Source organism: Neobacillus novalis NBRC 102450, assembly GCF_001591805.1.
Classification (GTDB): domain Bacteria; phylum Bacillota; class Bacilli; order Bacillales; family Cytobacillaceae; genus Neobacillus; species Neobacillus novalis.
The window spans coordinates 120859-147144 of sequence record NZ_BCVP01000022.1; the positions used below are offsets into that span (position 1 = coordinate 120859).

Sequence of the window (26286 nt, forward strand, 5' to 3'; positions counted from 1 at the left end):
TATATTCTGACATAGGTTTCAAACTTTTAACCGTTTTTTGCACCACTGAATATCATAAAATGCACCACCAAAAACCATATATTACACCAGATCGATATGTGAACCTGACGGAATCATGAATTTCGTCAGGTTCTTTCTGCATTCTGGCTCTTGTTAAATAAAAGTAATCTGAGCAAATATAAAGGTATTTAGTGTTTTTGTATAAGTTTACTTTACTTTTGTAAAAATTGAGTTTATAATTTGATTCAAGAGGTGGTTGTCATGAAGAAAGATTTTGGTGATTCGATATCAAATAAGGTTTATGAATATCGTGTACTTGCCAGAATGTCTCAGCAAGATTTAGCAGAGAAAGTCGGGGTTTCCAAACAAACCATCTTCGTAATGGAAAAAGGAAATTATGTTCCGACTCTGCTGTTGGCTTTTCGAATTGCCGATTTTTTTAATGTTGATGTAAACGATATTTTTACTTATGTGAAAGGAAATGATCAAAATGATAACTAAGTTTTTCTCAGATATCCATAACGCAATTTTTCACCCTTTAAAGTCCTGGGCTGAACAATCTACGGGAAATTGGAATATTCTCATTGGAGTTGGTTTTTTACTGCTTATGGGTAGTGCGATTTTTGCCTATGTATTTCATAAGAAGATGGGGCCAGCAGATGAACGGACAAATAATATCTCTTTGAAAAGTGCTTACTGTGTGTTGTGGGCAATTCTTCTATGTGACATGATTTTTCCCAAAGACGATATGTGGACCATCTTTTTCTTGTTCAAATATGCGCTGGCATTTTTAGCTGGTGGAATTTACCTGGCTGTCCAATATAAAAAGGATTTTTTATAAGGAAAGGTTGAGGAGCGAGGCTCAGCCATGAATGTAGGATTAGACAATGCTGGTAAATATGCTAACTAAGCGATATGGAAATTCAATAGTTTTAAAAGATCTCTCTTTAGAATTCAACCAAGGAGAAATCGTTGGTCTGATTGGAAGAAACGGCGCTGGCAAAAGTACCCTGATGAAGATTATAAGGCAAATCATTCAGACCTATGATGGATCAGTTGCAGACAAACATTAGGTAGAGAAGAGGAGGGGCAAAAAATTAGGATAGTAATCAAAAGTCGGTCGCCAAAAACGGTTCTTATCATTCTTTTTTTCCTGTTTTTAGTGTCGATATACGGGTACCATCGACTAGAGAAAGACTTTGTATATCCGATTGTGCCTGTAGCGATCAAGGCCGATTTTTTATCGGAGGGATACTTTTCTGAACTCTCAGACCAGTATGATCAAATTCGCTCTGAGCATAGAAAATGGTATATAGTAGACACATCCAAAGCAATTGCATCACACGCAATCCTAACGCATATGATGCATGATTTGGTGGAAAATCAAGAGCTTCTAAATGGGCATAAGCAATTTGATCTGTTTTTTGAGACATTTGATCAATATGTTAAACAACTCCCTTATATCACGGAAGAGATTCATTATTTTCGTAATGAACTGAATCGATATGGAGATGCGCCTGAACAATTAGAAGAAATGATTGAACTAGTGGCATGCGGCAAATGGCAGCTATTCAGCGCTAGATATCACCGGTATGAAGTAAGCGAATATGACGCTGCTTATAATGTAAAGTTTATATCCTCGAATGGTCGCTTTGAAGTTGTCTATCATGCTGAGACGGGTCAGATGGTAAACGATCCGGTAAACATGGGCACCTATAATTATGCGCCTGGCAGCATAATTCCATGGAAATATTACCAGCATCATCAATATGATAAAGTCCCCTGGATGAAATGGGGCAATACCAATCAGGTTTCATACGAGGAAATTACACCAAGACAGACGAGACATGGCTCAATAGAGCAAAAGGATAGTTCGGATGCACTCCAAAAGCTAATTGAAAACAAAATGCGAGAATCACAGACGTGTCAACATTAGACGGATTTCAAAAGAGAATATCATCCTTCTACCACTAACGACAATCCTTGTGGTGGGAAAAAGGTGCCTGACACCCGGTGCGGTAATGCTTTAATGCATTGAGGGCCAGGCACCTTTTTAAATCGATCGCAATGCGCAAGCACTTCCTATGCGGCCGTAGCTTTTCCATGTTCCGTTCTAAATGATGTAGTTTTTTTCTTTCTCACATTACCCACTATAAATGAACCAAATGGAACGAAGGTAAGCACCCTAATGATCAATATTGAACCCAACAAGGATAAAATGAATAAAGCCAACGCCTGCGTACGAAAATGAGTAAAGAAATTTACAACATAAGAATCAAGAAGTCTTTGAAGCTGCCAATGTAACAAATAGATGCCAAAAGAATATCTACTAATTAGATCAATAAATTTTGTATTTGGAATGACTTGTCCCCAAGCAAGTACAACAGCGGTAACTGAAAGGACCAACGGATATAAATCCAATCGCCTAGAATGAATGATCGTATTTCCAGTTTTATATGATAAATAAATTATTCCTACCGAGATAACTGGTAAGCAAAGTGTAAGCCAGCGGTATTTTACTAATTTTTCAGCAATAACTCCATAATGCTTTCCAATTATAAATGCAATTGTGAAGTAGCCAAACCAGGCTAGGAAAGGGAGTTTAAAAAGATCCTCGTACCCTACAAAGAACATAAGTCCTTTTTTCAAATAAACAATCATAATCACCAAACTTAGAGGAAACAGCCATTTCATTGACAATTTGAAACGTGTAACTATGTGATGGATTATATAAAACTGAAGGATCACCAAAATGAACCAACCTTCAAATGAACCTCTAAAAATGTTGACAATGATTCTCTGGGTTAATACGGAACTAGGATCGATATGTTTACCGACGAGAGCATCAATGATGCCAAAGGATAGATATGGAAGAACCAGCCATTTAATGCGCTTCAACCAAAAGTTAGTAGGAAGACTATTGGGATAGCGATTAGCCAATATTATTATAGATAGGACGATAAATGTTGGAGTAGCATAACATAAAAGAACTCTTCCAAAATTATATACAGTATTTTGAGGATTTCCAACAATATATCCTATCCGGGTAGTGCTATGAAGAAATACAATACACAGACAAGCTATTGTTCGTAATAAGTTCCATTCTTTAATCAAATTATTACACCTCTGGATATTCTTTGTTGTTCTAAAAAGTCTAAAATAAATTAGATAAATAGTCTATTTCACTAACATAATAAAATATTAAGGACACTTTTTCTATTTTAAACTTTTACCTCTTACAATTCAATGTAAAGCATCAAATGTTAAATTAGGAATATGGAAGGGATAATAAAAACACGGTGCCGGTTACTCCAACAAAAAAGGAGTTACCGGCACTAATTTTTTTATGCCCTCTAGATAATTAAGGGATAATAAATCAATTACTACTGGAGAATAACCTAAATCTATTTATCTAAAATCCTTCAATGTCATTTGCTTAATAGTTTTAATGTGGCCCTCCATAAGATTTTGTGCTAATAGTACATCTGATCGTAAAAGTACATTTAAAATTTCTTTGTGCTCGTTTTTTGCCTGGCGAGGTCTTTCCTGGGAATGAGCAATCATGACACCAATCCAGTTGATTTGAGTTTCAAGTGACTCCATCATTTTTATCAAGCGGCTATTTTTTGAATAGGTTATTAAGGTTTTGTGTAGATTTCGATCGGACTGAAAGAAGGTATTGAGGTTTCCTGTATCGATATCGTGATCAACTTCTAAGACATTTTGATAAATCTTTTCTAAAATTTGGCGTGGCATATTTGTCATTGATAATTTTATTGCTCGCCCTTCCAGAGCTTTTCTAACCTCATATATTTCCTCGATATCTTTTACATTTGGCTGACTAACATAGGTGCCTGACCTGCTTTTTACATCCACTAAACCATCTTTTTTTAAAAAACTCGGCACTCAATTGGGGTGCCGAGTTTTTTACAATATAGGCGATAATAGACGTGAGATGGCCTCTTTAAACTTGATAAACATGGAGCGCTCTTTATATTTTCCCATAGTCAGTTGAGAGCTATCATGACAATCCTGCTGGAACAATTCACTAAGCTGTTTAGCGACTTTTTCATCGTATATTACGGCATTGACCTCAAAATTTAAATGAAAGCTGCGTGTGTCGATGTTGGCAGTTCCAACAGAAGCCACTTCCTGATCCACTACAATCGTTTTTGCATGGATGAATCCCTTCTCATACAAATAAATTTTTGCGCCGTAATCGACCAGTTCACCAGTGTATGCCAAGGTTGCCCAATAAACTATGGGAAAATCCCCTTTACTAGGTATCATAATTCGTACATCAACACCTGAAAGTAAGGCAATTTTGCAAGCATCCATAAAACTGGCATCAGGAACAAAATAAGGGGATTGGATGTATACGGTTCTTTTAGCCGTCATGATCAGTTTAATATACATATTTTTGATATGTTCCGTTTCAGAGTTTGGTCCGCTTGCAATGATTTGAACAGGACTATTCCCTTCTGGTTTTTCCATTGGTACAGCATAGGGCTCAAGGTTCAATTTATTCTTGGCAGCATAATTCCAGTCTAAAAGAAACCTTCCTTGTAATTGATTCACCGATTCACCTTTAATTCTTAGATGGGTGTCGCGCCAGTAGCCGAATTTTTTATCCAAGCCCAAGTACTCATTTCCGATATTAAAGCCGCCGATATAGGCAATCTTTCGGTCGATGATACAAACTTTTCGGTGATTGCGGTTATTAATGCGGAAATTGATTAATTTTAGAAAAGATGGGAAAAAGGCTTCCACTTCACCGCCATAACGAATGAGTTCTTTAAAAAAATCAGGAGAAATCCTTTTAGAACCAATTTCGTCATAGAGAACCCGTACTTTTATACCTTCTTTCGCTTTTTTTGTCAGTTCATCGCGCAGCCTTTTTCCAAGAGAATCGCGCTGAATGATATAATATTGCAAATGAATCTCTTCTTGCGCATTTTTTATATCTTCAAACAAAGCATGAAATTTTTCATGACCATCACTGAAAATCTCAATTTCATTGTACATCGATAGTAATGCATTGGAGGAATTCAAGTTCATCATGAGCAAATCCGAATGTTTTGTTAGCAGCTTATGGTCGAAAAACCTCCTGTTTTGCAGCTGATGAATTTGTTCTTCTACAGTTGATTGAAGATAGTTTCTTTCTTCAGATGATAGACGATAAAAATTCCTCTGTTTTAATTGCCTTCCCAGGAACAGATAAACCAAAAATCCCACGATTGGAATAAAGAATAGGACCATCAGCCAGGCCCAAGTAGAACCAATGTCTCTTCGTTCTATAAACACAACCACACCTGCAAGCACAATATTCCCGATGAGAACAATGGTTACAAGCAGTGTCGTTACATTTGTCACATCCATACGAAAAAATCTCCTCTTATTGTTACGAGTCCTCTAGCAAATCTTACCTGAATTGGATGGACTTTAAAAGAAATATGACGGTCACCAGGTTGTCGTGTTGTTGAAAAATTCACTTAAGACCTTTTCTAAAGAGGAAGCAACGGGGAATGATATAATGGAGATGAGTCTTTTGATACATGGGCTTGTATGAAAAAGTTGAAGTTTTAATGACTCGTAACAAGGAGGAATCCATATGAAACAAATGAAACCGCCGAAAAAACCACTGATATTCTATTATGGAGTAATTTTGGTTATTATTTTACTGTTAAATTCGTTTATTTTTCCCGCCATCTTTAATCACTCCGTCAAAGAAGTGGATTATGGAACATTTTTAAACATGGTGGAAAAAGGGAAAGTAAAACAGGTTGACATTGAAAATAATACCATCATGTTCAAGCCAACTGATACAAGGGAAGCGAAGCTTTATAAGACCGGTACCATCGATGATCCGAAATTAGTAGATCGTTTGCATGAGGCGAATGTTAAATTTGCAAAGGTAATACCGAAAGAAACATCGCCGCTGTTAAACTTTATTCTATCGTGGATACTTCCGTTGCTAATCTTTATTGCAATTGGCCAATGGTTGATGAAGAAGATGCAAAATAAGATGATGGGCGGCGGCGGTATGATGTCGTTGGGCAAAAGTAATGCCAAGGTTTATGTGGAAACCCAAACAGGGATTACCTTTAAAGATGTTGCCGGTCAAGATGAAGCAAAAGAAGCACTGCAGGAAATTGTCGACTTCCTTCATAACCCGAAAAAATATAAAGAAATCGGCGCAACTATCCCAAAAGGTGCCTTGTTAGTCGGCCCTCCAGGAACAGGGAAAACTCTTCTCGCAAAGGCAGTTGCGGGGGAATCAAAGGTTCCGTTCTTTTCCATGTCAGGTTCTGAATTTGTTGAGATGTTTGTCGGGATGGGTGCCGCAAGGGTAAGGGATCTATTTAAACAAGCGCAAGAAAAGGCACCTTGTATTGTTTTTATTGATGAGATTGATGCTATTGGTAAAAGCCGTAATTCGGGTATGCCTGGCGGAAATGATGAGCGGGAACAAACGTTAAATCAGCTTTTAACAGAAATGGATGGATTTGATGCCGATAAAGGTGTCGTTATTCTGGCAGCGACGAACCGGCCTGAAACACTTGATAAAGCACTATTAAGACCTGGCCGTTTCGACCGGCGAGTTCCGGTTGAATTACCTGACTTAGCAGGACGTGAATCCATCTTGCGCGTTCATGCAGAAAAAGTAAAGCTAGCAGATGATGTGAATTTTAATATGATTGCGCGAGCCACTTCAGGAGCATCAGGGGCTGATTTGGCGAATATTATTAACGAAGCGGCACTTAGGGCGGTAAGGATGGGCCGTAACAAAGTAATGCAAAATGATTTGGAAGAGTCCGTTGAGGTCGTCATTGCCGGTTATCAACGAAAAAATGCGGTTATTTCCATGAAGGATAAATTAACAATCTCGTATCATGAAATTGGACATGCACTGGTAGCAGCGAAACAAAGTCACTCGGCGCCGGTTCATAAAATTACGATTATCCCAAGGACATCTGGGGCTTTAGGTTATACGATGCAGGTCGATGAACATGAAACGATTCTCATGACGAAAGAACAGGCATTAGATAAAATCACCACCTACATGGGAGGACGTGCCGCCGAAGAGGTTATTTTTAAAACAGTCACTTCAGGTGCCTCTAATGATATTGAACAAGCGACAAAGATTGCCAGAGCGATGGTCACACGGTTTGGGATGAGTGAAGAATTTGATATGATGGCGCTGGAAACGGTGAACAATCCGTATCTAGGCGGAGATACATCGCTGATGGTGTCGGCAGAAACAGCCGCTAGAGTAGATGCGGAGATTCTCAAGATTATCAAATCTTGCCACCGGAGGGCGATTCAGATATTGGAGGAAAACAAAGATAAGTTACACGAACTAACCAAGTACTTGTTAGAAAAAGAAACCATCAGCGGTGAGGAATTTATGGCGATATTAACCGGGAAACTGGAGTCAAGCGTGAACCTTGATAAGTAGAAGTGAGTGCCTAGTCACAACCCAAAATGATACATTTTTTTCGTAACCCACTCCTTTACAAAACCTTGCAGGCATAATTTTAGAATGGTTGCTTTCTTCAATATATAATGGAAAAGTAGGGAATGATAGTTTTTCGAAGGAGTTGTTTGTAGTGGCACAATCATTAAAAGGAAAAGTTGCGTTTGTAACTGGTGCTGGAAGAGGAATTGGCAAGGCGATTGCGATTGCATTAGCAAATGAAGGGATAAATGTTGGCTTGCTTGCAAGAACAGAAGCTGCTTTAAAGGAAGTGGCAAGTGAAGCTGAAGGTTTGGGAGTTAAAGTAGCATATGCTGCAGTTGATGTTTCATCCTTAGAGAAGGTAGATCAAGCCATTGAAAAACTGACAAACCAGTTGGGCACGGCGGATATTCTAATAAATAATGCCGGAATTGGAAAATTTGCGACTCTTTTAGAAATGGACCCAGAGGAATGGAAGAAAATCATTGATGTCAATATAATGGGTACATATTATGTAACACGTGCTGTACTTCCACAGTTAATCGAAAAAAATGGCGGTGATATTATTAATATTTCATCGACCAATGGGTTGAACGGAGCTGCTACATCTAGTGCATATAGCGCATCTAAATTTGGAGTAATTGGTCTAACTGAATCATTAGCACAAGAAGTCCGTAGAAACAATATCCGGGTGACGGCCTTAACTCCTAGTACGGTAGCTACAGACCTGGCTGTCAAAACCAATTTAATCGCAGAAAACGATGATGAAAAATATATGCAACCTGAAGATATTGCTGAATTTATCGTTTCCCAATTAAAATTACATCCACGAGTTTATATCAAAACTGCAAGCCTTTTAGCAACCAACCCATTCTAATCAAATTCGAAGTCGGTCCATGCTGACTTCGAATTTTTTTGTCTTCTGGGATCAAGAAGTCATTAATAACTATGCGCCAGTTAGGTACATAAAATTGGAAGGGAGCTTTACACCTTTTTTATTTTGAAGTGTGTGCAATCCAACCACCGAAAAGTGTTGTTGAAAAAAATTGTGCAATATGCTCAAATCCAGTTTGCTCTAGAAGTTCTTCGATTTCGATGGCCGATATAAATGATAGTCCCCGAACTGATCTTTCCATTTCCTCTACATCTTCATTAGTTAAATTCGTTAAATCGAGCCATATTGATTTCCATAAATTCATCCGTTCATCGAATTCTGGTTTTGATTGATCACCATACATCGTGACAAGGACAAAAGGTGAACCTGGTTGTAATTGTTCTTTCACTGTTCTTAATAAACTGCGTTTTTCTTCCATCGTCTCAATAAAATGGAGAACAAGTAAGCATGTTGCACCATCGAATTTCTCATTAAATTGCATTTGTTCAATTTTGCCGGTATGAATGGACACTCGTTCATGGACACCCTCATTCTTTGCTTTTTGCAATGCAACTTCTAGCATAGCTTCAGAGGGGTCGACACCTGCAAAGGTCCATGTGGGATTTGCTGTTCCAAATTTCACAAATTCATTTCCTCCTCCCGCACCCACGATTAATACGTTTGCTGAGTCTTTAACATGGGCCCGAAGAAAGGACTGCACCATACGGAATAACGCATCATATGTGGGTAAAGCACGTCGAATCCCTTTATCGTATTCTCTAGCCATTTCCATATCAAATTCTAAATCGTCCTTCACTATTTTTCCCCCTTCGTACATTAACTTTCTGTCTATTATTATCTTATAGTTAAAGAAAACTTACAAACGTTCAAATAAGTGCCAGGAATTTTTCTCTTATATCCGTGTCCCTACCCGAGTTTTGTACATTTACTGGATGGTGCCTGTGATTGCTTCAAATGATTTCCTCAAACCTTATCTATGAGGCAATAACTCTTAAATTCTAGTTTCTTTGTCGTTTCATGCTGAATCAATTCTCCATGTTTCAAATCAATCCTTTTTGAAAATAAAGGTCCATCATATACAAAGGTATGATATTCGCCTGATTCACCCATTGGACAAATAGGTTTCTTTTGTACATCTTGCAAAAATGAATCATCGATTAATCTCCCAAGCCACGTTTCATCTAATACATCTTCTCGCACACGAACAACTACTGCTTCATAGCCGGAATGGACAAAGTGTTTCAGTGCTTGTAAAGCAACTTCCTTTTTCATCCAAAGAGGGTACAAGGCATCGACTCCCGCAGTGGCGGCAACTTTTTCTCCCCACTCCCCGTGTCCATCCAAATAGAGATCTCCAAAAGCAATTCCTGTAATTTTAAGGTGATTTCTCAAGGAGTGTACTGTTTTGATAAATTGATCTGTGTAATTTTCGTATGTACATTCTATAAAATGAACGGGGATGGATAGTGATTCTCCTTGTATTGTAATCATTTCCGTACGTTCTCCATGACCATATGTTCGACCGATTTCTTTTGGTACTGTGGTAACCAGGCATACGACATCATATCCTTGTTGAATAAGAGTGTCTAATGCGATGCAACAATCTTTTCCGCCACTCCAGGATAAAGCAATTCGTTTTTTCATGATTGATCATCCTTATAAAACATATTTTTACTGATTGGAATATGTTTATTTTATCATATCATTGATGGCAACAATGAATCATGAACAAAAGGAGTAATCAGTTTGACTACTCCTTTTGTTTAAATGGTAATTTTGATGCCACAATAACAGGATACATAACTTAATCTTCTAAAGTAACATAAAACAACAACATCTGGAAAAAATGTATATGATACGGTCATTAAAAGAATGAGGTGACAGCATGAATCCCTACATCGAGGTCAGAAGTGTCTCTAAGATATTTGGTAATAATTCGAAAGCAGCGATTGATCTATTGAAACAGGGTAAGACCAAAAAGGAAATTTTAAAAGCAACAGGACAGACAGTTGGGGTAAAAAATGTTTCCTTCGAAATTTATCCCGGTGAAATTTTTGTCATCATGGGTTTATCCGGAAGTGGGAAATCCACCTTAATCCGCATGTTTAACAGGCTGATTGAACCAACAATCGGAGAAATACGGATAGAGAATGAAGATATCGTGAAGATGAGTGAGGCAAGACTGAGGGAAGTCAGACAGAAAAAGATTAGTATGGTGTTTCAAAACTTTGCTTTGTTTCCTCATAAAACGATTGTGGAAAATACGGAATATGGGCTGGAAATTCAAAAAGTCCCGGCTGAACAGCGCCGCAAAACAGCGATAAGTGCGCTCGAGGTCGTCGGTTTGAAAGGCTACGAAAACCAGCTGCCTAAACAATTGAGCGGCGGCATGCAGCAACGGGTGGGACTGGCCAGGGCTCTTGCAAGTAACACTACTGTCATCTTGATGGATGAGGCCTTCAGTGCACTTGATCCGCTAATTCGGAAAGATATGCAGGATGAATTGCTGGAAATCCAAGAAAAATACAAGAAAACGATTATCTTTATCACCCATGATTTAGATGAAGCACTGCGCATCGGCGACCGGATTGCGTTGATGAAAGATGGCAGTATCATTCAGCTGGGAACGCCTGAACAAATTTTGATGAGTCCCGCCAATGAATTTGTCGAGAAGTTTGTAGAAGACGTTAATTTATCCAAAATATTAACCGCCTCCCATGTGATGAAACGAGCAGAAAAAATCGCTTTCGACCGAGGGCCGCGGGTAGCGTTGGAAATTATGCGGAAGCAGGGATACTCCAGCATTTTTGTCGTTGATCGCAATAGGAAACTTCTGGGCGCCATTACCGCTGAGCAGGCACGGCAGGCCATTGAACAGAATCAAACCATTGGGGATGTCATGACAACCGATATTCCAACTGTCTCTGGTGATACATTACTGACAGATCTAATGGATGTAATGGCCACATCGATTCTGCCCATCTCCGTTATCGATGAAGAAAACCGCTTACAAGGAATTGTCATTCGCGGCGCCGTTATCGGTGCTTTGGCAGGAAATAAAGATTCCTTGAACGATTTGGAGAGTGAATGAGATGAATATACCGAAAATCCCTTTAGGAGATTGGGTAGACGCTCTGGTCAGGTGGGTCACCGTTGCATTTGTAGGATTTTTTTCCTTGGTAACCACTGCCATCGAGTCCTTATTAGATATCATAGTGAATGTATTAAGTGCGGGTCCGCCCATCATCTTAATCATCGTCTTAACGCTATTAGTCATCTATACCAACAGATGGCCATTGGGAATTTTTACGCTCATCAGTTTGCTCTTGATTGATAATCTCGGCTATTGGGATTCCAGTATTCAAACCATTGCGATTGTTTTATTATCAGGATTACTTACCATCATTATCGGAATCCCAGTTGGAATCTGGTGTGCGCAACGAAAAACGGTGCATCGAATCGTAACGCCGATTTTGGACTTTATGCAGACCATGCCGGCATTTGTCTATTTAATTCCTTCTATATTATTTTTTGGAATCGGAGTGGTACCGGGAATTATTGCCTCGTTTATTTTTGCGATTGCGCCAACAATCCGAATGACGAATCTGGGCATTAAGGAAGTTCCGAAGGATTTAATTGAAGCAGCTGATGCCTTTGGTTCAAGCAACGCCCAAAAATTGTTAAAGGTTCAATTACCAATCGCCACACCAACGATTATGGCCGGTGTCAACCAAAGTATTATGCTGGCCCTTTCGATGGTGGTGACAGCATCATTAGTCGGTGCACCGGGGCTTGGGGCAGATGTTTACCGGGCAGTCAGTCAAATTGACGTAGGAAGAGGTTTCGAAGCGGGATTATCCATTGTGTTTATCGCCGTTATACTCGACCGGATTTCGCAAAACTTACGGAATCCAGCTTATGAGAATTTGCTTAAGAAAAAAATTGTCTTTTCCATTTTAGCTGTCCTGGTCATCGTGACAGCGATTGTGACAGGAATTACAAAAGAAACGGCTAAAAATAAGGATGGCAACAGCATTGGTGCCCAAACGGATTATAAATTAATCGGGATTGAACCTGGTGCGGGAATTATGACACAAGCGAATAAAGCTATCAAAGATTATCAGCTGGATGATTGGCAACTGGCTGAAGGTTCATCTGCGGCCATGACAGCTGAATTGAAGAAGGCTTATGACCATAAAAAACCCATCATTATTACCGGTTGGGCACCGCATTGGATGTTCTCGACTTACGATCTTAAATTTCTGAAAGACCCAAAGAAGTCCTTTGGTGAGGTTGAAGATATTCATACGATTGTAAGAAAAGGCCTGGAACAGGATGCGCCAGGTGCATTTACCATCCTTGACCAATTTACCTGGAAACCAGCTGATATTGAAAAAGTAATGATGGATATTAAAGATAGGATGGACCCAGCTGAAGCAGCTGATAAGTGGATTAAGGCTAACGGGGACAAAGTGGCGCATTGGACCAAGGGTGCTGTGGCGGGCAATGGGGAAAAAATCAATCTTGTCTATGTCGCTTGGGATACCGAAATCGCGAGTACAAATGTCATCGCTAAGGTTCTGGAGCAGAATGGCTATGATGTGAAATTAAGCCAAGTGGAGGTCGGTCCTATGTTTGCCGGTGTGGCCAACGGAAGTGTGGACGGTATGGTGGCCGGCTGGCTGCCAAGTACCCATAACGAATTTTATAAGCAATATAAAAACGATTTTGTTGATTTAGGAACCAACCTCCATGGAACCAAGAATGGATTTGTTGTACCAAAGTATATGGATATTGATTCCATTGAAGATTTGAAGTGAATTACTGGGATTAATTTCATTGCACAACTCAAGGTTTGTCGTTCCCTGTCAAAGTTAAAAGGAGTGTCGAGCATTTTCCCTTTGGAAAATACTCGGCACTCCTTTTTGTAATCCACAATAACCTTATTTAGAAAAAGGGTACACCATGGTAAAAGATAATTATGGTATTATTTGGTAATAGGTTTATTTTTAATATAACATCCTAAAAATAATAGAATATTTAAATAAGAGGTGGTATCAACTTTGAATATTGAAAATCATTTTATTCTTGTAATAAGCAAGGATAAAACGGAAGAAATTAATGATCGAAGGGAAGGGGAACAATGCTGCGAAATGTAATCGTTGTAACCGATGATGAAGAAAGTGTGAAAAATGCGATTAGAGAAATTTTACGGTCGAAACATAAAGGCCATGAAGTGGCCCTTGATTTGACGAGAATAAAAGACAAGCAAAGAAAAACGGAAGTCATGAAAAAATTAACAAGGTATTAACAAAGGAAACTGACTCAAATGGTCGTAGTTCTGGGTGCCTGGCACCGCCCCGGGAGATTAATATAGCTACAAATGGATCAACATAACTTACCATAGGAAAAAGGATTGTCCTATAACCAGACAACCCATTTTTGCTGTTATTTATTCAATTCAACCGTTTCATTAACATCTGTCGATTTAGAACTTTGCCCTGTCATGCGTTTATAGAGAAAGGCGATTTTCTTCGTAAAATTACCGGTTTCCCAATATTCGGCTGCTTCCGCTTTTACCTTTATCAAGATAACGGTAGGATCATCATAAGAAGTTTGCATAATTTTCTCATATACTTTGCTCCACAATTCCTTTTTCTTGTCTAAATCATCAACAATTTCTGCTCTTCCACGGACGGAAACATAGGATTTACCTGCATAAGCCACATTAACATCTTGATCATGTAAAATTTCTTCATATTTATTAGTCTCTTTTTTAGTGAAAAACCATAAGTCACCATCAAACTCTACTTCTTGTGTTTTCATAGGTCGAGAAACAAGCCCTTCTTCAGTTACCGTAGTCAGCATGGCCGTGTCTACGTCTTTAATTAACTCTCTTAATGTTTCCATTTCTTCTTTTTTCATCATGTTAGACATTTCCATCACCTCATTAATGTTTATAAAGGTAATCTACCCTTTACACCAACTTTTATTCAGATATGGCGGATTACTAACTAACTTTAATTTGCTGCCGGACTAGGGCAATGATAATTAATAGGAAACCGATGAATATCCAATTAAAATATGGTGTTGCTGTATTTGGTATTTTATTTCTATTGTTGTTTCCTTGGTTGGTATTATCTTTCACATTACCAGTACTTTAGCCACCAGGATTCTGATTACCTGATGAATCTTGTCAGTTTGGATTTCGATTACCTGATGTTGGATTTTGTCCATTTGGATTTTGATTAAAGAACCGTAGATTCGAACAATAAACAACCACAGAAATACGCTTATGAAATTAAGATAGCTTTGTTAATGGATTGTAAAGCTAGCGGTGATTAGAACCTAAAAACAGCCTAGAGGTAGCTGCCTCTAGGCTGTTTTTTTGATTCAACCAAAATATAATAGTTTTGTAACATTCATTGCGTTTCTTCAACCCCAGTGGCTTCCTCCATAATAGGTGCCACTGCCAATTTCCCCCGTCACCACAATTGGGTTTTATTAATTCTACCCATCAACAAAGGATTTTTGGGCGAAGGTTTGGTAACTAAGATGATGAAATAAAGGTACCCTGAAAGGACACAACAAATCCTGACAGTTGATAGGTTAAATCACCGGACATCAGGCACTTTTACCTTTTTAAAAAATATATTGTTGGCCATACTTGTAATAGGGGTAGCGTCAGGATGCAAGTAGCATTAGTAAAAGATTTCTCACGGATTCATTGGCAGAATTTAGTGAATTTTGGGATACTACCGTTAACGTTTGCTAATTCGGAAGATTATAACCTCATTTAAGCTGGAGATGTCCTGCTGCTTGAAGGTTTAAAAGACAAAGTTAAAGCGGGCGAGGACTTCTTTATCCGTGTAAAAGGGAGTAATCAAGAAATCAAAGTACGTCAAGTTTTATCGGAACGCCAAAAGGAAATAATGCTGCAAGGCGGGATTATTAATTGGGTGAAAATAGGAATAAGGTTCTCTTAGAGGAAAGACATTTATGAAGGATGATATGGTATGTAAAGTGTGCCAAGGTGTCGGTTTGCTGAGAGATGATGAAGGCTGGCAATATGAATGCAGTGTTTGTCACGGTTTCGGTAAGCTTGATGGGTCGGACGGCAAACGCGAAACAAAAATTATGTCCGTGGATGAGAATAATCGTTTGTTAGATTAGAGCGAGGAAGTAAATCCTAATTCCCTTGCATGCATGTGAATTAAATATGTTAAAAAAGGAATGAGGACTTACAAAGCGCAACTCCTCATTCCTCTTATTGAACCGGAGTAAATTCTGACAGTACGACATTAATTTTCTTGATAAATAAATTAGCTTCCCTCGATAGTGTGTGTTCCTTTTTTTTAATCCAGCCAAATTGAAAAGACGTGTCAAGAAAATTCCCTAAATCTAAGTGATGTGATTTTTTCAGTATCGGAGATTGACTATAGAAAGGAAAAAGACTGTGACCAATTGTAAAGGCACCATAGTCTAAAATGGAACGCTCAATTAGCTTTATGTTCTTTGTTTTAAATATAATATTTATAGGTCCAAAAACAGTTTGAAACTCATTCATAAGTTCTTGTATATCAGGGTCTTTGTAAAGAACAAATTTTTCATTCTTAAACTGTACTAAATTAACTTTAATATTATGACCAAATTGAAATGTGTTGGAAGTGAGCAGATTAAACTTGCCCTGATGGATAGGGGTAAAGTCAAATTCATTTAATAAATCTAGCTTTTTTCTATTAAATACAATAAACCCTATATCAAATAAATCGTTTCGCAAATCTCTAACCGTGTCTTGGCTTGACTGCTCGGTCACTTCTATATTTAAGGAGGGATTTTTTTTGTAATGGTGATACATAATATCATTGATGTGGTTTGTTAATTCTGTAATCGTCGATATTCGAAGGCAGTTGCGTGGTGTAATCATTTGTTTACTTGCTTCTAACCTTATATGATCAATTGCTTGAAGTGCATGAATCGCCTTGTTAACTACCTCCCTTCCTCTTTCCGTCGGTACAAACCCGGCTTGTGTACGGTTGAAAATCTTTACATTCAATTCGTCTTCAAGTCGTTTTATCGCTTGGCTTATTGCAGATTCCGTAACATGTAAATTATTTGCTGCTTTCAATAAAGACTTTGAATTAGCTACTTCTACTACATAGGACAATTGTTCAATATTCATAGTGAACCTCCCTTAAGTAAATTTTAAGTACAATTAAATTAGTTTTTATTCAGAGCCTATCTTTTGTGAGTATAATAACATTGTAACTTATCGCAATATTCAAAATCAAGTCTATAATCTGAAAAAAGGTTCTAATGAAAATGTTTGAAACTAGTTAAATGAATAGCAAGTGTGCACTCATTAATTTTTTAAGTTTAATAGAATAATATTATGTAAGTGCCTTCAGTAGGGTGGTTTATTATAACGGGGAGGTGATCTGTGTTGTAGTTAGTCTTAGTTCAATCCGAGTTTCCTTTGTGCATTCGTAAAACGTTTATGGTGAAAATTAATTAGGAACGAATTTATAATTGATAAAAAATTAGAGGAGGAAATGAATAATGACCCTCGATCCTGTTGCACAACATATGTTGGAACAAAAGAAAGCGATGAATGCGCCAAAGGTATTTGAATTAACCCCCGAGCAAGCAAGACAACCAATGGATCTCACAGAAACTGCTGGAGAACCAGAAGAAGTAGGTAAGGTAGAAGACGTCTTAATACCTGGTCCGCTAGGTGACATTCCTATACGGGTGTATACCCCTAAAGGTGAGGGTGACTTCCCGGCATTCATTTATTATCATGGTGGGGGCTGGACGATTGGCAGTATAGATAGCGTTGACGTCCCTTGCCGCCTGATTACAAACAGATCGGACTCCATCGTGATTGCTGTTGAATATCGTTTAGCCCCGGAACATAAATTTCCCGCACCTTTAAATGATGCGTATGCAACAGCGAAGTGGGTAGCAGAGCATGGGAAATCGATAGGAGTAGATACAACTCGAATCGCTGTTGGAGGGGATAGTGCAGGAGGAAACTTAGCTGCTGCTGTGACTTTAATGGCAAAAGACATAGGAAATCCAAAGCTTTCATACCAAGTATTAGTTTATCCGAACACAAATTATGCCTTTGATACAGCAACACATGAGGAATTTGGGGAAGGATATCTACTTACAAATAAAGAATTGAAATGGTTCTGGGATCATTATTTAAATAACGCAGAAGATGGTAAGAATCCTTACGTATCACCACTTATAGCTGAGGATCTCAGTGGACTTCCTCCAGCATTGGTAATTACCGCCGAGTATGATCAACTCCGTGTAGAAGGAGAAGGGTATGGAGAGCGGTTAAAAGAAGCTGGAGTACCAGTAAAAATTAGCCGTTATGATGAAATGCTTCACGGTTTTTATTGGATGCCCAAACTTTATAAACAAGGTATGGAAGCAATAGAGGAAACAGCAAATTCTCTAAAAGAAGCATTTTCAAATAGAATTAAAAACTCCTAAACTCATTTATGCAGGTTAACTGGTTGTTAGACCTTCACTTCAAAAATTCGAAAGGAAACTGAAAATTTTAAGTGGGGATCAACAGCCGGTGAAATCCCGATTCGTTCGGAACTAAGGAAATTAAACAACCTCTTTGTCCGACAAAAAGAAAAATCAATAAAGCTTTTGTAATATTGGTTCCCGCGGGAGGGAAGTCATTCTTATTACTAGAAGAGATAATGCTATCTCCGAGTCTTAATAATTACATTGGCGTAGGATTTAATTTTTTACACTATAATTGCAAAGTTTAAAATTTGATTTGAAATTGAAAAATATAACGAACCTTAGCAAAGGAATGGAAGCGTTTTCATGTCTGTTGTCTGACAAAAAAACAAGAGGTAGTGTAAATAAGAGGAGGTAAATAATAAATGAATTTAAATCAAAAAGAACTTGATGTTGTTGTAGTAGGGGCTGGGTTTTCTGGCATGTATTTACTCCATCTTTTACGTAAGGAAGGGTATTCTACCCGTGTTTTTGAAAAAGGGGATAATGTTGGTGGAACTTGGTATTGGAATCGCTACCCTGGCGCAGGTTGTGACATAGAAACGATGTATTATTGTTACACTTTTTCTGAGGAAATTTTTAAAGAATGGACATGGTCTACGAGCTTTCCAAGACAACCAGAACTTCTGAAGTACGCAAATTTTGTTGCAGATAAGTTAGATCTGCGTCGAGATATTCAATTTAATACAAGAATCGTTTCCGCGCATTTTGATGAGAAGATAAACAAATGGCAAATTCAAACGGATGATAATGAAGTTGTAATAGCAAAATATTTTGTAACTGCACTTGGATCTCTGTCATCCGCAACCCATATGCCTAATATAAAAGGCTTAAAAGATTTTGAAGGTGAAATTTATCATACTGGTAAGTGGCCACATGAAAAAGTTGACTTTAAAGGGAAGCGTGTAGGTGTGATTGGTACAGGGTCAAGTGGTGTTCAAGCAATACCAGAAATTGCCAAGGGGGCAGAACATTTAAAAGTCTTCCAACGCTCACCGCAATGGGTTTTTCCTTGCAAGGACGAACCTCCTAAACCTAAAGAAGTTCAGGCGATGAAAGACAATTTTCATAATTGGCGGCGCAGGATGGATGAATCTCCAGGTGGCTTCCTTCAAGAAAATTTTGGGAAACCATACCCAACATTTGATGATACACGAGAGGAACGTCAAAAACTTTACGAGAAACTTTGGCAAAGTCGATCCGCCACGGCGCTATTAAGTGCTTATACAGATACCAGAACAAACGATGCAGCAAATGAAGATGTAGCGAACTTTATTCGTTCAAAAATCAAAGAAATTGTAAAAGATTCTACAACTGCTGAGAAATTACTTCCGAACTTATTAGTGGGTGCCAAGCGTCCTATTTTTGGAAAAGACTATTATGAAACTTATAACCGAGATAACGTTTCTTTGGTAGATATTCGAGACACTTCGATTGAAATCACAAAGCAAGGGATTCGGACTGGAGATACGGAACATGAACTCGACTACATTGTATTTGCTACTGGCTTTGATGGTTTAACAGGAGGATTATTGAAAATAGATATCCTTGGGAGAAATGACCTGACCCTATGGGGTAAATGGGATGGATTTAAAGACTTTAAGACAAATTTGGGTCTTACGCACTCCGGTTTTCCTAATATGTTTACCATTTGGGGACCACATAGTACTGCATTTACTAATGCACTTAGGGGTCTTGAGTTACATGTAGAATGGACTTTTCAATGCATTGATTATCTTCAAAAGCATGCAGTAGAAACCATTGAGGCTACTGCCGAAGCGGAAGATGAATGGACCAATTTTAATGATGCTATCGCTTCCCAAAGCTTATCAAACAGGGTGCCTAGTTGGTATCATGGGGCAAATATTGAAGGCAAGCCTCCTGCGAATCTGATGTATTTTGGAGATTGGCCAACGTATAAGGCAAAATATGATGAGGTTGCTTCTAAAGAATACGAGGGTTTTTTAATGACTCGATCATTTGAAACAAAATTGAAAAGATAGCCGGAACTTTATCGTAGGTTCCTGGCTGAGACCCCCACTTGAAAAAATTCGAGCAAAAACTGGGAATTTAAAGTGGGGGATTAACAGTCAGTTAAAGCCCGATTCGTTCAACTAACAATCAGTGGGACCCACTGATTGAAGTTTCACTTTATTTGTAGTTCCTTTAAAGTACAGTGGTAATGACTGTTAAAAATCTAGAGATAGTGGACGAATTGTAAGAAATAGAACGTGTGTACTCGCTTCAGTAGTTGAACTCAAGATGGATAAAAATTATATGTACTTTCTACTAGTGGGGGGAATACCCCACTATAGTATTGTTTCACATTGATATAAGAGAGAAGAATTAGATTTGTTTAGAAATTTACTAAGTATAACAAATCATGGAGGAGATTACTTTGAATAATCAAGCAACATTGGATAATCTAAATAAAAAATTTTATCTGTTATGTATTGGAGTGGCATTAGTTATTTTTACTCCAACCTCAGGTGTGCCAGTAATACCTAAAATGATGGAAACCTTCGACTTGAGTCCAGGGTATGCGGCATGGCCACAGGGTTTTTTTGCTGTTGCAATGGTTGTATTTCAACCTTTATTTGGGTGGATAGCGGATAATTACGGACAAAGACGAGTTGGCATTCTAGGTGCTTCACTGATGCTAATTGGATCAGTTATTTTAGCTGTGTCTCCCGTTATCGGTTTTTGGCTAGCTATTGTGGGCTATGCTTTTACAGGAATATCCTTTGCTGCTACCTTTCCATTGGCCTATAATTTTATCGGAAAATATTATGGTGAAGAAGAACGAGGGAAAAAAATTGGTACCATGTTTGCGATAATCTTTTTATTTAATGCAATTGCTCCCTTAAAAGGTGGGGTATTTACTGATCTTATGCATTGGTCCTATAACTATTGGGCTTCCGCATTATTGGCCATTGTAGCCATTTTTATGATTGCACTTTCATTACCTAATGATGTACGAGACATTAAATACAAATTCGATATTTCGGGTTCCATTCTCATGTTTGTCATGTTGGTAGCACTCGGGTCAATAGCATTAATTCTGAACGCTACGGGAACAGATTCTATTGCATGGATGCCTTCATTGGGTATATTTTTTATTTCTTTAATCGTGTTATATTTTGTTCAAAAGAAGAAAAAGGATCCACTGCTGGATATTGATTATATAAGAAATCGGCACTTTTGGGGGCCAGCTGCAATAACTTTATTTTATGGCTTAGTTACTGTTTCACTTCTATATCTATTAACATTCTATATACAGAATGTTCTAGGCAAACCATCAATCATCGCCGGGACATTACAGTTTGTATTTTCATTAGGACTTGGGATAAGTGCCTATATATGTGGAAGGGTACTGATTAAAATTTCAGCTCGAATGATTAATATGTTAGGTGTGATTTTTGTTTCTACGGGGTTTGCTATGCTTGCATTCTTAAATACAAACACTTCTATGTTCTATATTACTATATTAGTAATAATAGCATCAACAGGTGCAGGTATTTTAAATACTGGACTGAAGCCTGTTGTGTTGGCAGAAGCGAACCCAGCTAGACTAGGAGTCATAACGTTTACCTTTAATACAGTTGAGAATATTGTAAAAAATATAGGGGGTACGTTCGTTTTAATAACCTACTCCTTACTTGCTGTAACCCTAGGGGATGGAGCTGTACCAAGGACTGCACTTTACCTTATGATTTTTACTGCCATAGGGCTAATCTTTATACCAGCAATTCCGAAAAGAGTGGCAGGATTTAAAAGAGCAAAAGGTTTAGCACAAAATGTGGAAATAGGTAGAGTAGAAAGCAATGTTAAATAAGGAGAGCGCCAAATAGTCTTTTCACTGGTAGACAAAAGTAAGGGGGAGTTAAATCATTGACCGTATGACTCGGTTAAAACCGAATGTTTATATAAGTAGATAGGGAGGGATAATTGTTGAAAGCTGCGGTATGGCATGGGATAAAAGATTTACGTATAGAAGAAGTATCGATTCCAGAAATTTCATCTGGTCAAGTAAAGGTAAAAGTTGAGTGGGCAGGAATATGTGGGAGTGACCTTGGAGCTTACTCATACGGTTTATCTTTAGAAGCGCATCCAATTACTGGACAAAAGCCGCCACATACACTTGGCCACGAATTCTCAGGTACAATTGTCGAAGTTGCAGATAACGTCACCAGTCTTCAAGTCGGGCAAAGAGTAGCAATCGAACCTTTAATTTACTGTCGTGAATGTGATGCATGTACAAGAGGGTACTACAATCAATGTAGCCAAGTTGGTTTTGTAGGATTACATCGTGATGGAGGGTTTGCTGAATTTGTACTAGTTGATGAACATATGGTTCATGTACTGCCTGAAAATGTCTCTTTTGAAGAGGGTGCGTTAATAGAACCTACTGCAGTCTCTTTTTACGCGGTAAAAGAAAGCAAATTAAAAGCTGGTAATTCGGTTGCAATATTTGGTGCTGGTCCGATTGGATTGCTCACATTATTATCTGCAAAAGCTGCAGGCGCATCAAAGATTATCGCCGTGGACCTGTCAGAAGAGCGACTTGAGAAGGCAAGGGACCTTGGTGCAACTACTATTCTCAATGGGGCAAATGAGAATCTTGTGGAAGAAATTATGGAATTAACAAATGGTGGTGTAGATGTTGCTTATGAATGTGCTGGGGCACAGGCGACCATAACGAATGCTGTTGCTTCTGTAAAGCAAGGTGGGCAAGTAATGGTACTGGCCACTTTTGCAAAACCAGTTTCTATTGAGCTAGGACAATTGATGTTCAAAGCTTCAGATATTACCTCCAGACTTGCTTATCGACATGTTTTTCCAGAGGTAATCGATATGATTTCAACAGGTAAATTGGTTGTGAACCCTGTTATAACAAAGAAGATTAATCTAGAAGATATAGTAGCAGAAGGGTTTGAACAATTAATTCATGATAAAAAGCAAGCAAAAATTTTGGTAAGATGTATATAATTAATTATTCTCGAATTAAATATAATTATTTTAACTACAATATTGGAGGTAAAGATAATGAGTAAATTATCCGGAAAAGTAGCAATTGTAACAGGTGGAGCATCAGGAATAGGAAATACGATTGTAACACGCCTAATAAATGCAGGGATAAAAGTTGCAGTTGCTGATTTAAACGAACAAAAGTTAAAAGAATTAGAAGAGCAACATAAAGGTAATTTAATTGGTTGTGTAACAAACGTTACCGTAGAAAAAGATATTGAACAATTAGTACAAAAAACGGTTGATACATTTGGTGGATTAGATTATGCGTTTAATGTTGCAGGTGCATCTCGCTCTGGTTTGATTATCGAGCAAAGTGAAGAAGATTGGGACTTTACTGTTGACCTTATTCTTAAAGGCGTATTCCTATCTGTAAAACATCAAGCAAGATACATGAAAGATCATGGTGGAGGAGCAATTGTTAACGTTGCTTCGCTAAACGCTCATGTTCCAATGTTTTATGGTGCTGCTTATTCTTCTGCAAAAGCAGGTGTTGAAATGCTTACTAAAAACGCAGCGCTGGAATTAGCACAGTACAATATTAGGGTAAATGCTATTTTACCAGGGTTAGTTTCTACACCTTTAACAAAAGGTTTAACTGATAATAAGGAAGTAGTTAACGCTTACAAAGAGCGCATTCCGATGAGAAGACCAGCTGATCCCGATGAAATGGCTGGACCAGCACTGTTTTTAGTAAGCGATGATGCCTCCTATGTAAATGGTACAGGATTAGTTGTCGATGGTGCTTGGGAAGTTAGCGGTTATCCAGATTTAAGTAAGTTTATTTAACATTATTATTCTCGTTTCTACTTAGTAAGTTGTTTATTTTCTGTGAAAATAAAAGTCCCTCGGGACTCCTGTATATTATTGATCGAGGTGGGTAACCCTATAAATAATCTAAAAAGCCAATAAGAAAGCAGAGCTACCGGTTGCAGGGTATCTTTGTATAAATCTATTTGGTTTTGGTTATACTAACTAATTTGCATTTCTTTAAATGGCTCCTTGTTGATAAGCATGGAGTAAATAATCCGAAGCATTCGATGCGATAAAGCTACGAGTGCTTTTTTCTTTCCTCTTCTTGCAGCTATTGACCAGTATTTTGTTGCTAACCAGCGATTCCTACACCTAGAAACAGCCCATGCAGCTTCGCACATTGCCGATTTAATATGAGGATTTCCCTTTACAGTCTTAGTACTATACCGTTTACCTGCACTTTCTTTGTTCCCTGGTGAAACACCAGCCCAAGAAGCTAGGTGTTGGGATGTTGGAAATTGACTCATATCTACACCAATCTCGGCAATGATAATCGCTGCAGTATCTTTCTTTATACCGGGTATCGTTGTAAGTAATTGGAGTTCCTCTTGGTAGTTTTGTAATAAGGTATCCACTCGCTCTTCAATTTCTTTAATAAGCTTTTCTAAGTATTCAATGTGCGACCAAGATTGACGGATGAGAAAACGTTGATGGTCATTTAATGTGCCAAACAAAGAATCCGTAATCATCTGCTTTTTTGCCGCCATTCTACCGTGTATTCTTTCTTCTACATCAGAGGCGTCTACATAACCCTGTTCTACAAGTCTTTCAAGCAGTTTTCTCCCCGAAACGCCAAAAACATCAGAAATGACTGTACTCAATTTTACATTCGAACACTCCAATACCTTTTGAATCCGATTCTTTTCAGAAGTTAAGTGACCAATCCATTTTTTTCTAAGTCTGGTTAAATCCCGAAGTTCTCGAAGATCGACCGGTGGAACAAAGCTCTTTTCGATTAATCCATGTCGTAATAATTTAGCAATCCATTCTGCATCCGATACATCCGTTTTCCTTCCTGGAACATTCTTGATACGTTGTGCGTTTGCCAATGTTATATCAAAGAAGCCTTCTAAAATATTGAATACAGGCTTCCAATATACTCCAGTGCTGTCCATTGCAATATGGGAAACACCATGGTTTTCAAGCCATTTTAAGAGACGATATAAATCCTTTGTTAAAGTAGGAAATGTCTCTGTTTCCTTGAATAATTCTTCATTGTGATTTCCAGTTATGACACAAGCAACAATCGTCTCAGAATGGACATCTAAACCAGCGCATAGTTCAATAAATACATCCATAAAAATCTCCTCCATAAATAGGATCACAAACAGTGAGTGAGATTGAAAAATGAGCATTTTTCTGTACGAGTCATCCCTCCAACGGAGAGAGCTAACAAAGGGTTGAACACCAAGCTCACTCAAACAGTTTTTTGTACAGGGTCGAGCCACCAAAAAAGACCACGTCTTACATACTGTTTGTGTCACTACCATTATGGTCGGAGGAGATTAATTTTCATGCATGGGTTGGGAGCGTAAGCTCATGAAAGTTTTTAGTGAAAAACCATAAGTCACCATCAAACTCTACTTCTTGTGTTTTCATAGGACGAGAAACAAGCCCTTCTTCAGTTACCGTATTCAGCATGGCCGTGTCTACGTCTTTGATTAACTCTCTTAATGTTTCCATTTCTTCTTGTTTCATCATGTTAGACATTTCCATCACCTCATTAATGTTTATAGAGGTAATCTACCCTTTACACCAATTTTTATTCAGATATGGCGGTTTTAAGAAATAAACAAATTAGTAAAGTGGGTGGGTGTAATAGATGTCGCGAAACGGTTATCGGTATTTACAATAAATTTCTTTAAACATGGTCTTTTTACTATTGTCATCCTGCAATCAATCACAAAGAAAAGAAGTTAGCCCAGAAAATAAAACTCCTCGAGAAGTTTTAGGTTTTTATACAGAGCAGGAAGGAAATTTTCCAGGGTCTCAACCTACAGTAACTCGCAATTCACGAATTTAAGCAGCATTGCGCCCTTTTGGTACAAGCTTGATGATAAGCGTCCAGGCAGTCTTATTGATTCCGTTACAGCAGATCATAAGAGAATGGTTATTCAAAGAGCACATGAAAAACAGGTGAAGGTTTATCTAGTTGTTCACAACCTCTTTTATGAAACCTTGGAGAAGGGCAAACAAGTGGCAAGTAATGTCATCAATAACGAAAATAACCGCAATGTTTTCATTCAGAATTTACGAAATGAAATTAATCAGTTCAGTTTTGATGGTGTAAATATAGACATAGAAAATTTGAATTTGACTGACCGCGATTCATTTAGTTTAATGATTAAAAAATTGTCTGATGCGCTGCATCGTGACGGGAAAGTAGTGACCAAAATAAACAACCGCAAGCCCCTGCATTCATGTATGGGGGGAGGGGGTTTTTTATAAATATTTTAGAACAAATGTTCCTTTAATTGTGGAATTAGTTTGAAATTTTTGATATAATTAATATATGAAGAGTCTAATACAATATAAAAGCAATAAT

General features: G+C 38.1%; 25 protein-coding genes and 1 pseudogene. 16 read left to right on the forward strand and 10 right to left on the reverse strand.

Annotated elements, in window-relative coordinates; genetic code table 11:
- Nucleotides 1-261 precede the first annotated feature (261 nt).
- From BANVL01_RS16845 to BANVL01_RS16860, 4 genes are all read left to right on the forward strand, one after another.
- A complete protein-coding gene (locus BANVL01_RS16845) occupies nt 262-501 on the forward strand; it encodes a helix-turn-helix transcriptional regulator (protein WP_066087943.1) in 240 nt (79 codons plus the stop codon).
- Nucleotides 491-841 (forward strand): DUF2178 domain-containing protein, encoded by a 351-nt coding sequence (locus tag BANVL01_RS16850; protein WP_066087940.1) that lies wholly within the window; start codon nt 491-493, stop codon nt 839-841. The genes BANVL01_RS16845 and BANVL01_RS16850 overlap by 11 nt, the downstream gene beginning before the upstream one ends.
- 58 nt (nt 842-899) lie before the next feature.
- Nucleotides 900-1073: an ATP-binding cassette domain-containing protein gene (locus BANVL01_RS16855; RefSeq protein ID WP_235845619.1), complete on the forward strand. Its 174-nt coding sequence runs from the start codon at nt 900-902 to the stop codon at nt 1071-1073.
- Between the two features lie 140 nt (nt 1074-1213).
- Nucleotides 1214-1936, forward strand: coding sequence for a hypothetical protein (locus tag BANVL01_RS16860; protein WP_235845621.1), 723 nt, complete (start codon nt 1214-1216; stop codon nt 1934-1936).
- A gap of 146 nt (nt 1937-2082) precedes the next feature.
- On the opposite strand, the gene BANVL01_RS16865 is transcribed toward BANVL01_RS16860, so the two are convergent.
- The 3 genes from BANVL01_RS16865 to cls all read right to left on the reverse strand — a co-directional run bounded on the left by BANVL01_RS16865 (nt 2083) and on the right by cls (nt 5379).
- A complete protein-coding gene (locus BANVL01_RS16865; protein WP_066087930.1) occupies nt 2083-3114 on the reverse strand; it encodes an acyltransferase family protein in 1032 nt (343 codons plus the stop codon).
- 294 nt (nt 3115-3408) lie between these two features.
- Nucleotides 3409-3876: a GntR family transcriptional regulator gene (locus tag BANVL01_RS16870; protein WP_066087927.1), complete on the reverse strand. Its 468-nt coding sequence runs from the start codon at nt 3874-3876 to the stop codon at nt 3409-3411.
- A gap of 51 nt (nt 3877-3927) precedes the next feature.
- The gene (gene cls, locus BANVL01_RS16875) at nt 3928-5379 is read right to left on the reverse strand and encodes a cardiolipin synthase (RefSeq protein ID WP_066087924.1); all 1452 of its coding nucleotides are present in this window, start codon (nt 5377-5379) and stop codon (nt 3928-3930) included.
- Nucleotides 5380-5611: 232 nt separating this feature from the next.
- Between cls and ftsH the strand changes: the two genes are divergently transcribed.
- Nucleotides 5612-7459, forward strand: a complete 1848-nt coding sequence (gene ftsH / locus BANVL01_RS16880; RefSeq protein WP_066087921.1) for an ATP-dependent zinc metalloprotease FtsH — start codon at nt 5612-5614, stop codon at nt 7457-7459.
- Between the two features lie 151 nt (nt 7460-7610).
- Nucleotides 7611-8336 carry a 3-ketoacyl-ACP reductase gene (locus BANVL01_RS16885; protein ID WP_066087917.1) on the forward strand — a complete coding sequence of 242 codons (726 nt, stop codon included), beginning with the start codon at nt 7611-7613 and terminating at the stop codon, nt 8334-8336.
- Nucleotides 8337-8454: 118 nt separating this feature from the next.
- On the opposite strand, the gene BANVL01_RS16890 is transcribed toward BANVL01_RS16885, so the two are convergent.
- Together BANVL01_RS16890 and BANVL01_RS16895 are read right to left on the reverse strand one after the other, a co-directional pair.
- A complete protein-coding gene (locus tag BANVL01_RS16890) occupies nt 8455-9150 on the reverse strand; it encodes a class I SAM-dependent methyltransferase (RefSeq protein WP_066147998.1) in 696 nt (231 codons plus the stop codon).
- A gap of 167 nt (nt 9151-9317) precedes the next feature.
- Nucleotides 9318-9998, reverse strand: coding sequence for a Dph6-related ATP pyrophosphatase (locus BANVL01_RS16895; protein WP_066087911.1), 681 nt, complete (start codon nt 9996-9998; stop codon nt 9318-9320).
- A gap of 241 nt (nt 9999-10239) precedes the next feature.
- Between BANVL01_RS16895 and BANVL01_RS16900 the strand changes: the two genes are divergently transcribed.
- The 3 genes from BANVL01_RS16900 to BANVL01_RS27370 all read left to right on the forward strand — a co-directional run bounded on the left by BANVL01_RS16900 (nt 10240) and on the right by BANVL01_RS27370 (nt 13665).
- Complete coding sequence (locus BANVL01_RS16900; protein WP_066087910.1) at nt 10240-11445, forward strand: quaternary amine ABC transporter ATP-binding protein; 1206 nt, start codon at nt 10240-10242, stop codon at nt 11443-11445.
- Nucleotide 11446: 1 nt separating this feature from the next.
- Nucleotides 11447-13174, forward strand: a complete 1728-nt coding sequence (locus tag BANVL01_RS16905; RefSeq protein ID WP_066087906.1) for a glycine betaine ABC transporter substrate-binding protein — start codon at nt 11447-11449, stop codon at nt 13172-13174.
- 323 nt (nt 13175-13497) lie between these two features.
- Nucleotides 13498-13665, forward strand: a complete 168-nt coding sequence (locus BANVL01_RS27370; protein ID WP_156482343.1) for a hypothetical protein — start codon at nt 13498-13500, stop codon at nt 13663-13665.
- 137 nt (nt 13666-13802) lie between these two features.
- Here BANVL01_RS27370 and BANVL01_RS16910 read toward each other — a convergent pair whose 3' ends face one another.
- Entirely contained in the window at nt 13803-14291 is a 489-nt protein-coding gene (locus tag BANVL01_RS16910; RefSeq protein WP_066087903.1) for a pyridoxamine 5'-phosphate oxidase family protein, read from the reverse strand.
- Nucleotides 14292-14364: 73 nt separating this feature from the next.
- Nucleotides 14365-14502, reverse strand: a complete 138-nt coding sequence (locus BANVL01_RS28910; RefSeq protein ID WP_501193477.1) for an LPxTATN C-terminal sorting signal domain — start codon at nt 14500-14502, stop codon at nt 14365-14367.
- Nucleotides 14503-15365: 863 nt separating this feature from the next.
- Between BANVL01_RS28910 and BANVL01_RS27845 the strand changes: the two genes are divergently transcribed.
- Nucleotides 15366-15527, forward strand: coding sequence for a hypothetical protein (locus BANVL01_RS27845; RefSeq protein ID WP_169803190.1), 162 nt, complete (start codon nt 15366-15368; stop codon nt 15525-15527).
- A 94-nt stretch (nt 15528-15621) separates the two neighbouring features.
- On the opposite strand, the gene BANVL01_RS16915 is transcribed toward BANVL01_RS27845, so the two are convergent.
- The gene (locus tag BANVL01_RS16915; RefSeq protein WP_066087900.1) at nt 15622-16536 is read right to left on the reverse strand and encodes a LysR family transcriptional regulator; all 915 of its coding nucleotides are present in this window, start codon (nt 16534-16536) and stop codon (nt 15622-15624) included.
- 377 nt (nt 16537-16913) lie between these two features.
- Between BANVL01_RS16915 and lipP1 the strand changes: the two genes are divergently transcribed.
- From lipP1 to BANVL01_RS16940, 5 genes are all read left to right on the forward strand, one after another.
- Nucleotides 16914-17858, forward strand: coding sequence for a LipP1 family hormone-sensitive lipase (lipP1, locus tag BANVL01_RS16920; protein WP_066087897.1), 945 nt, complete (start codon nt 16914-16916; stop codon nt 17856-17858).
- A 407-nt stretch (nt 17859-18265) separates the two neighbouring features.
- Complete coding sequence (locus tag BANVL01_RS16925) at nt 18266-19903, forward strand: flavin-containing monooxygenase (protein WP_066087894.1); 1638 nt, start codon at nt 18266-18268, stop codon at nt 19901-19903.
- Between the two features lie 395 nt (nt 19904-20298).
- Nucleotides 20299-21735, forward strand: coding sequence for an MFS transporter (locus BANVL01_RS16930; RefSeq protein WP_066087893.1), 1437 nt, complete (start codon nt 20299-20301; stop codon nt 21733-21735).
- A 116-nt stretch (nt 21736-21851) separates the two neighbouring features.
- Entirely contained in the window at nt 21852-22889 is a 1038-nt protein-coding gene (locus tag BANVL01_RS16935) for a 2,3-butanediol dehydrogenase (protein ID WP_066087889.1), read from the forward strand.
- A gap of 57 nt (nt 22890-22946) precedes the next feature.
- Nucleotides 22947-23717 (forward strand): SDR family NAD(P)-dependent oxidoreductase, encoded by a 771-nt coding sequence (locus tag BANVL01_RS16940; protein WP_066087886.1) that lies wholly within the window; start codon nt 22947-22949, stop codon nt 23715-23717.
- A gap of 182 nt (nt 23718-23899) precedes the next feature.
- On the opposite strand, the gene BANVL01_RS16945 is transcribed toward BANVL01_RS16940, so the two are convergent.
- Both BANVL01_RS16945 and BANVL01_RS16950 read right to left on the reverse strand, forming a co-directional pair.
- Entirely contained in the window at nt 23900-25039 is a 1140-nt protein-coding gene (locus BANVL01_RS16945; protein ID WP_066087883.1) for an IS110 family RNA-guided transposase, read from the reverse strand.
- 250 nt (nt 25040-25289) lie between these two features.
- Nucleotides 25290-25451: pseudogene (locus BANVL01_RS16950) on the reverse strand (pyridoxamine 5'-phosphate oxidase family protein); the annotation flags it as partial.
- Between the two features lie 396 nt (nt 25452-25847).
- Between BANVL01_RS16950 and BANVL01_RS16955 the strand changes: the two are divergent.
- Nucleotides 25848-26189: a glycosyl hydrolase family 18 protein gene (locus tag BANVL01_RS16955; RefSeq protein ID WP_066087879.1), complete on the forward strand. Its 342-nt coding sequence runs from the start codon at nt 25848-25850 to the stop codon at nt 26187-26189.
- The last annotated feature ends 97 nt before the right edge of the window (nt 26190-26286 follow it).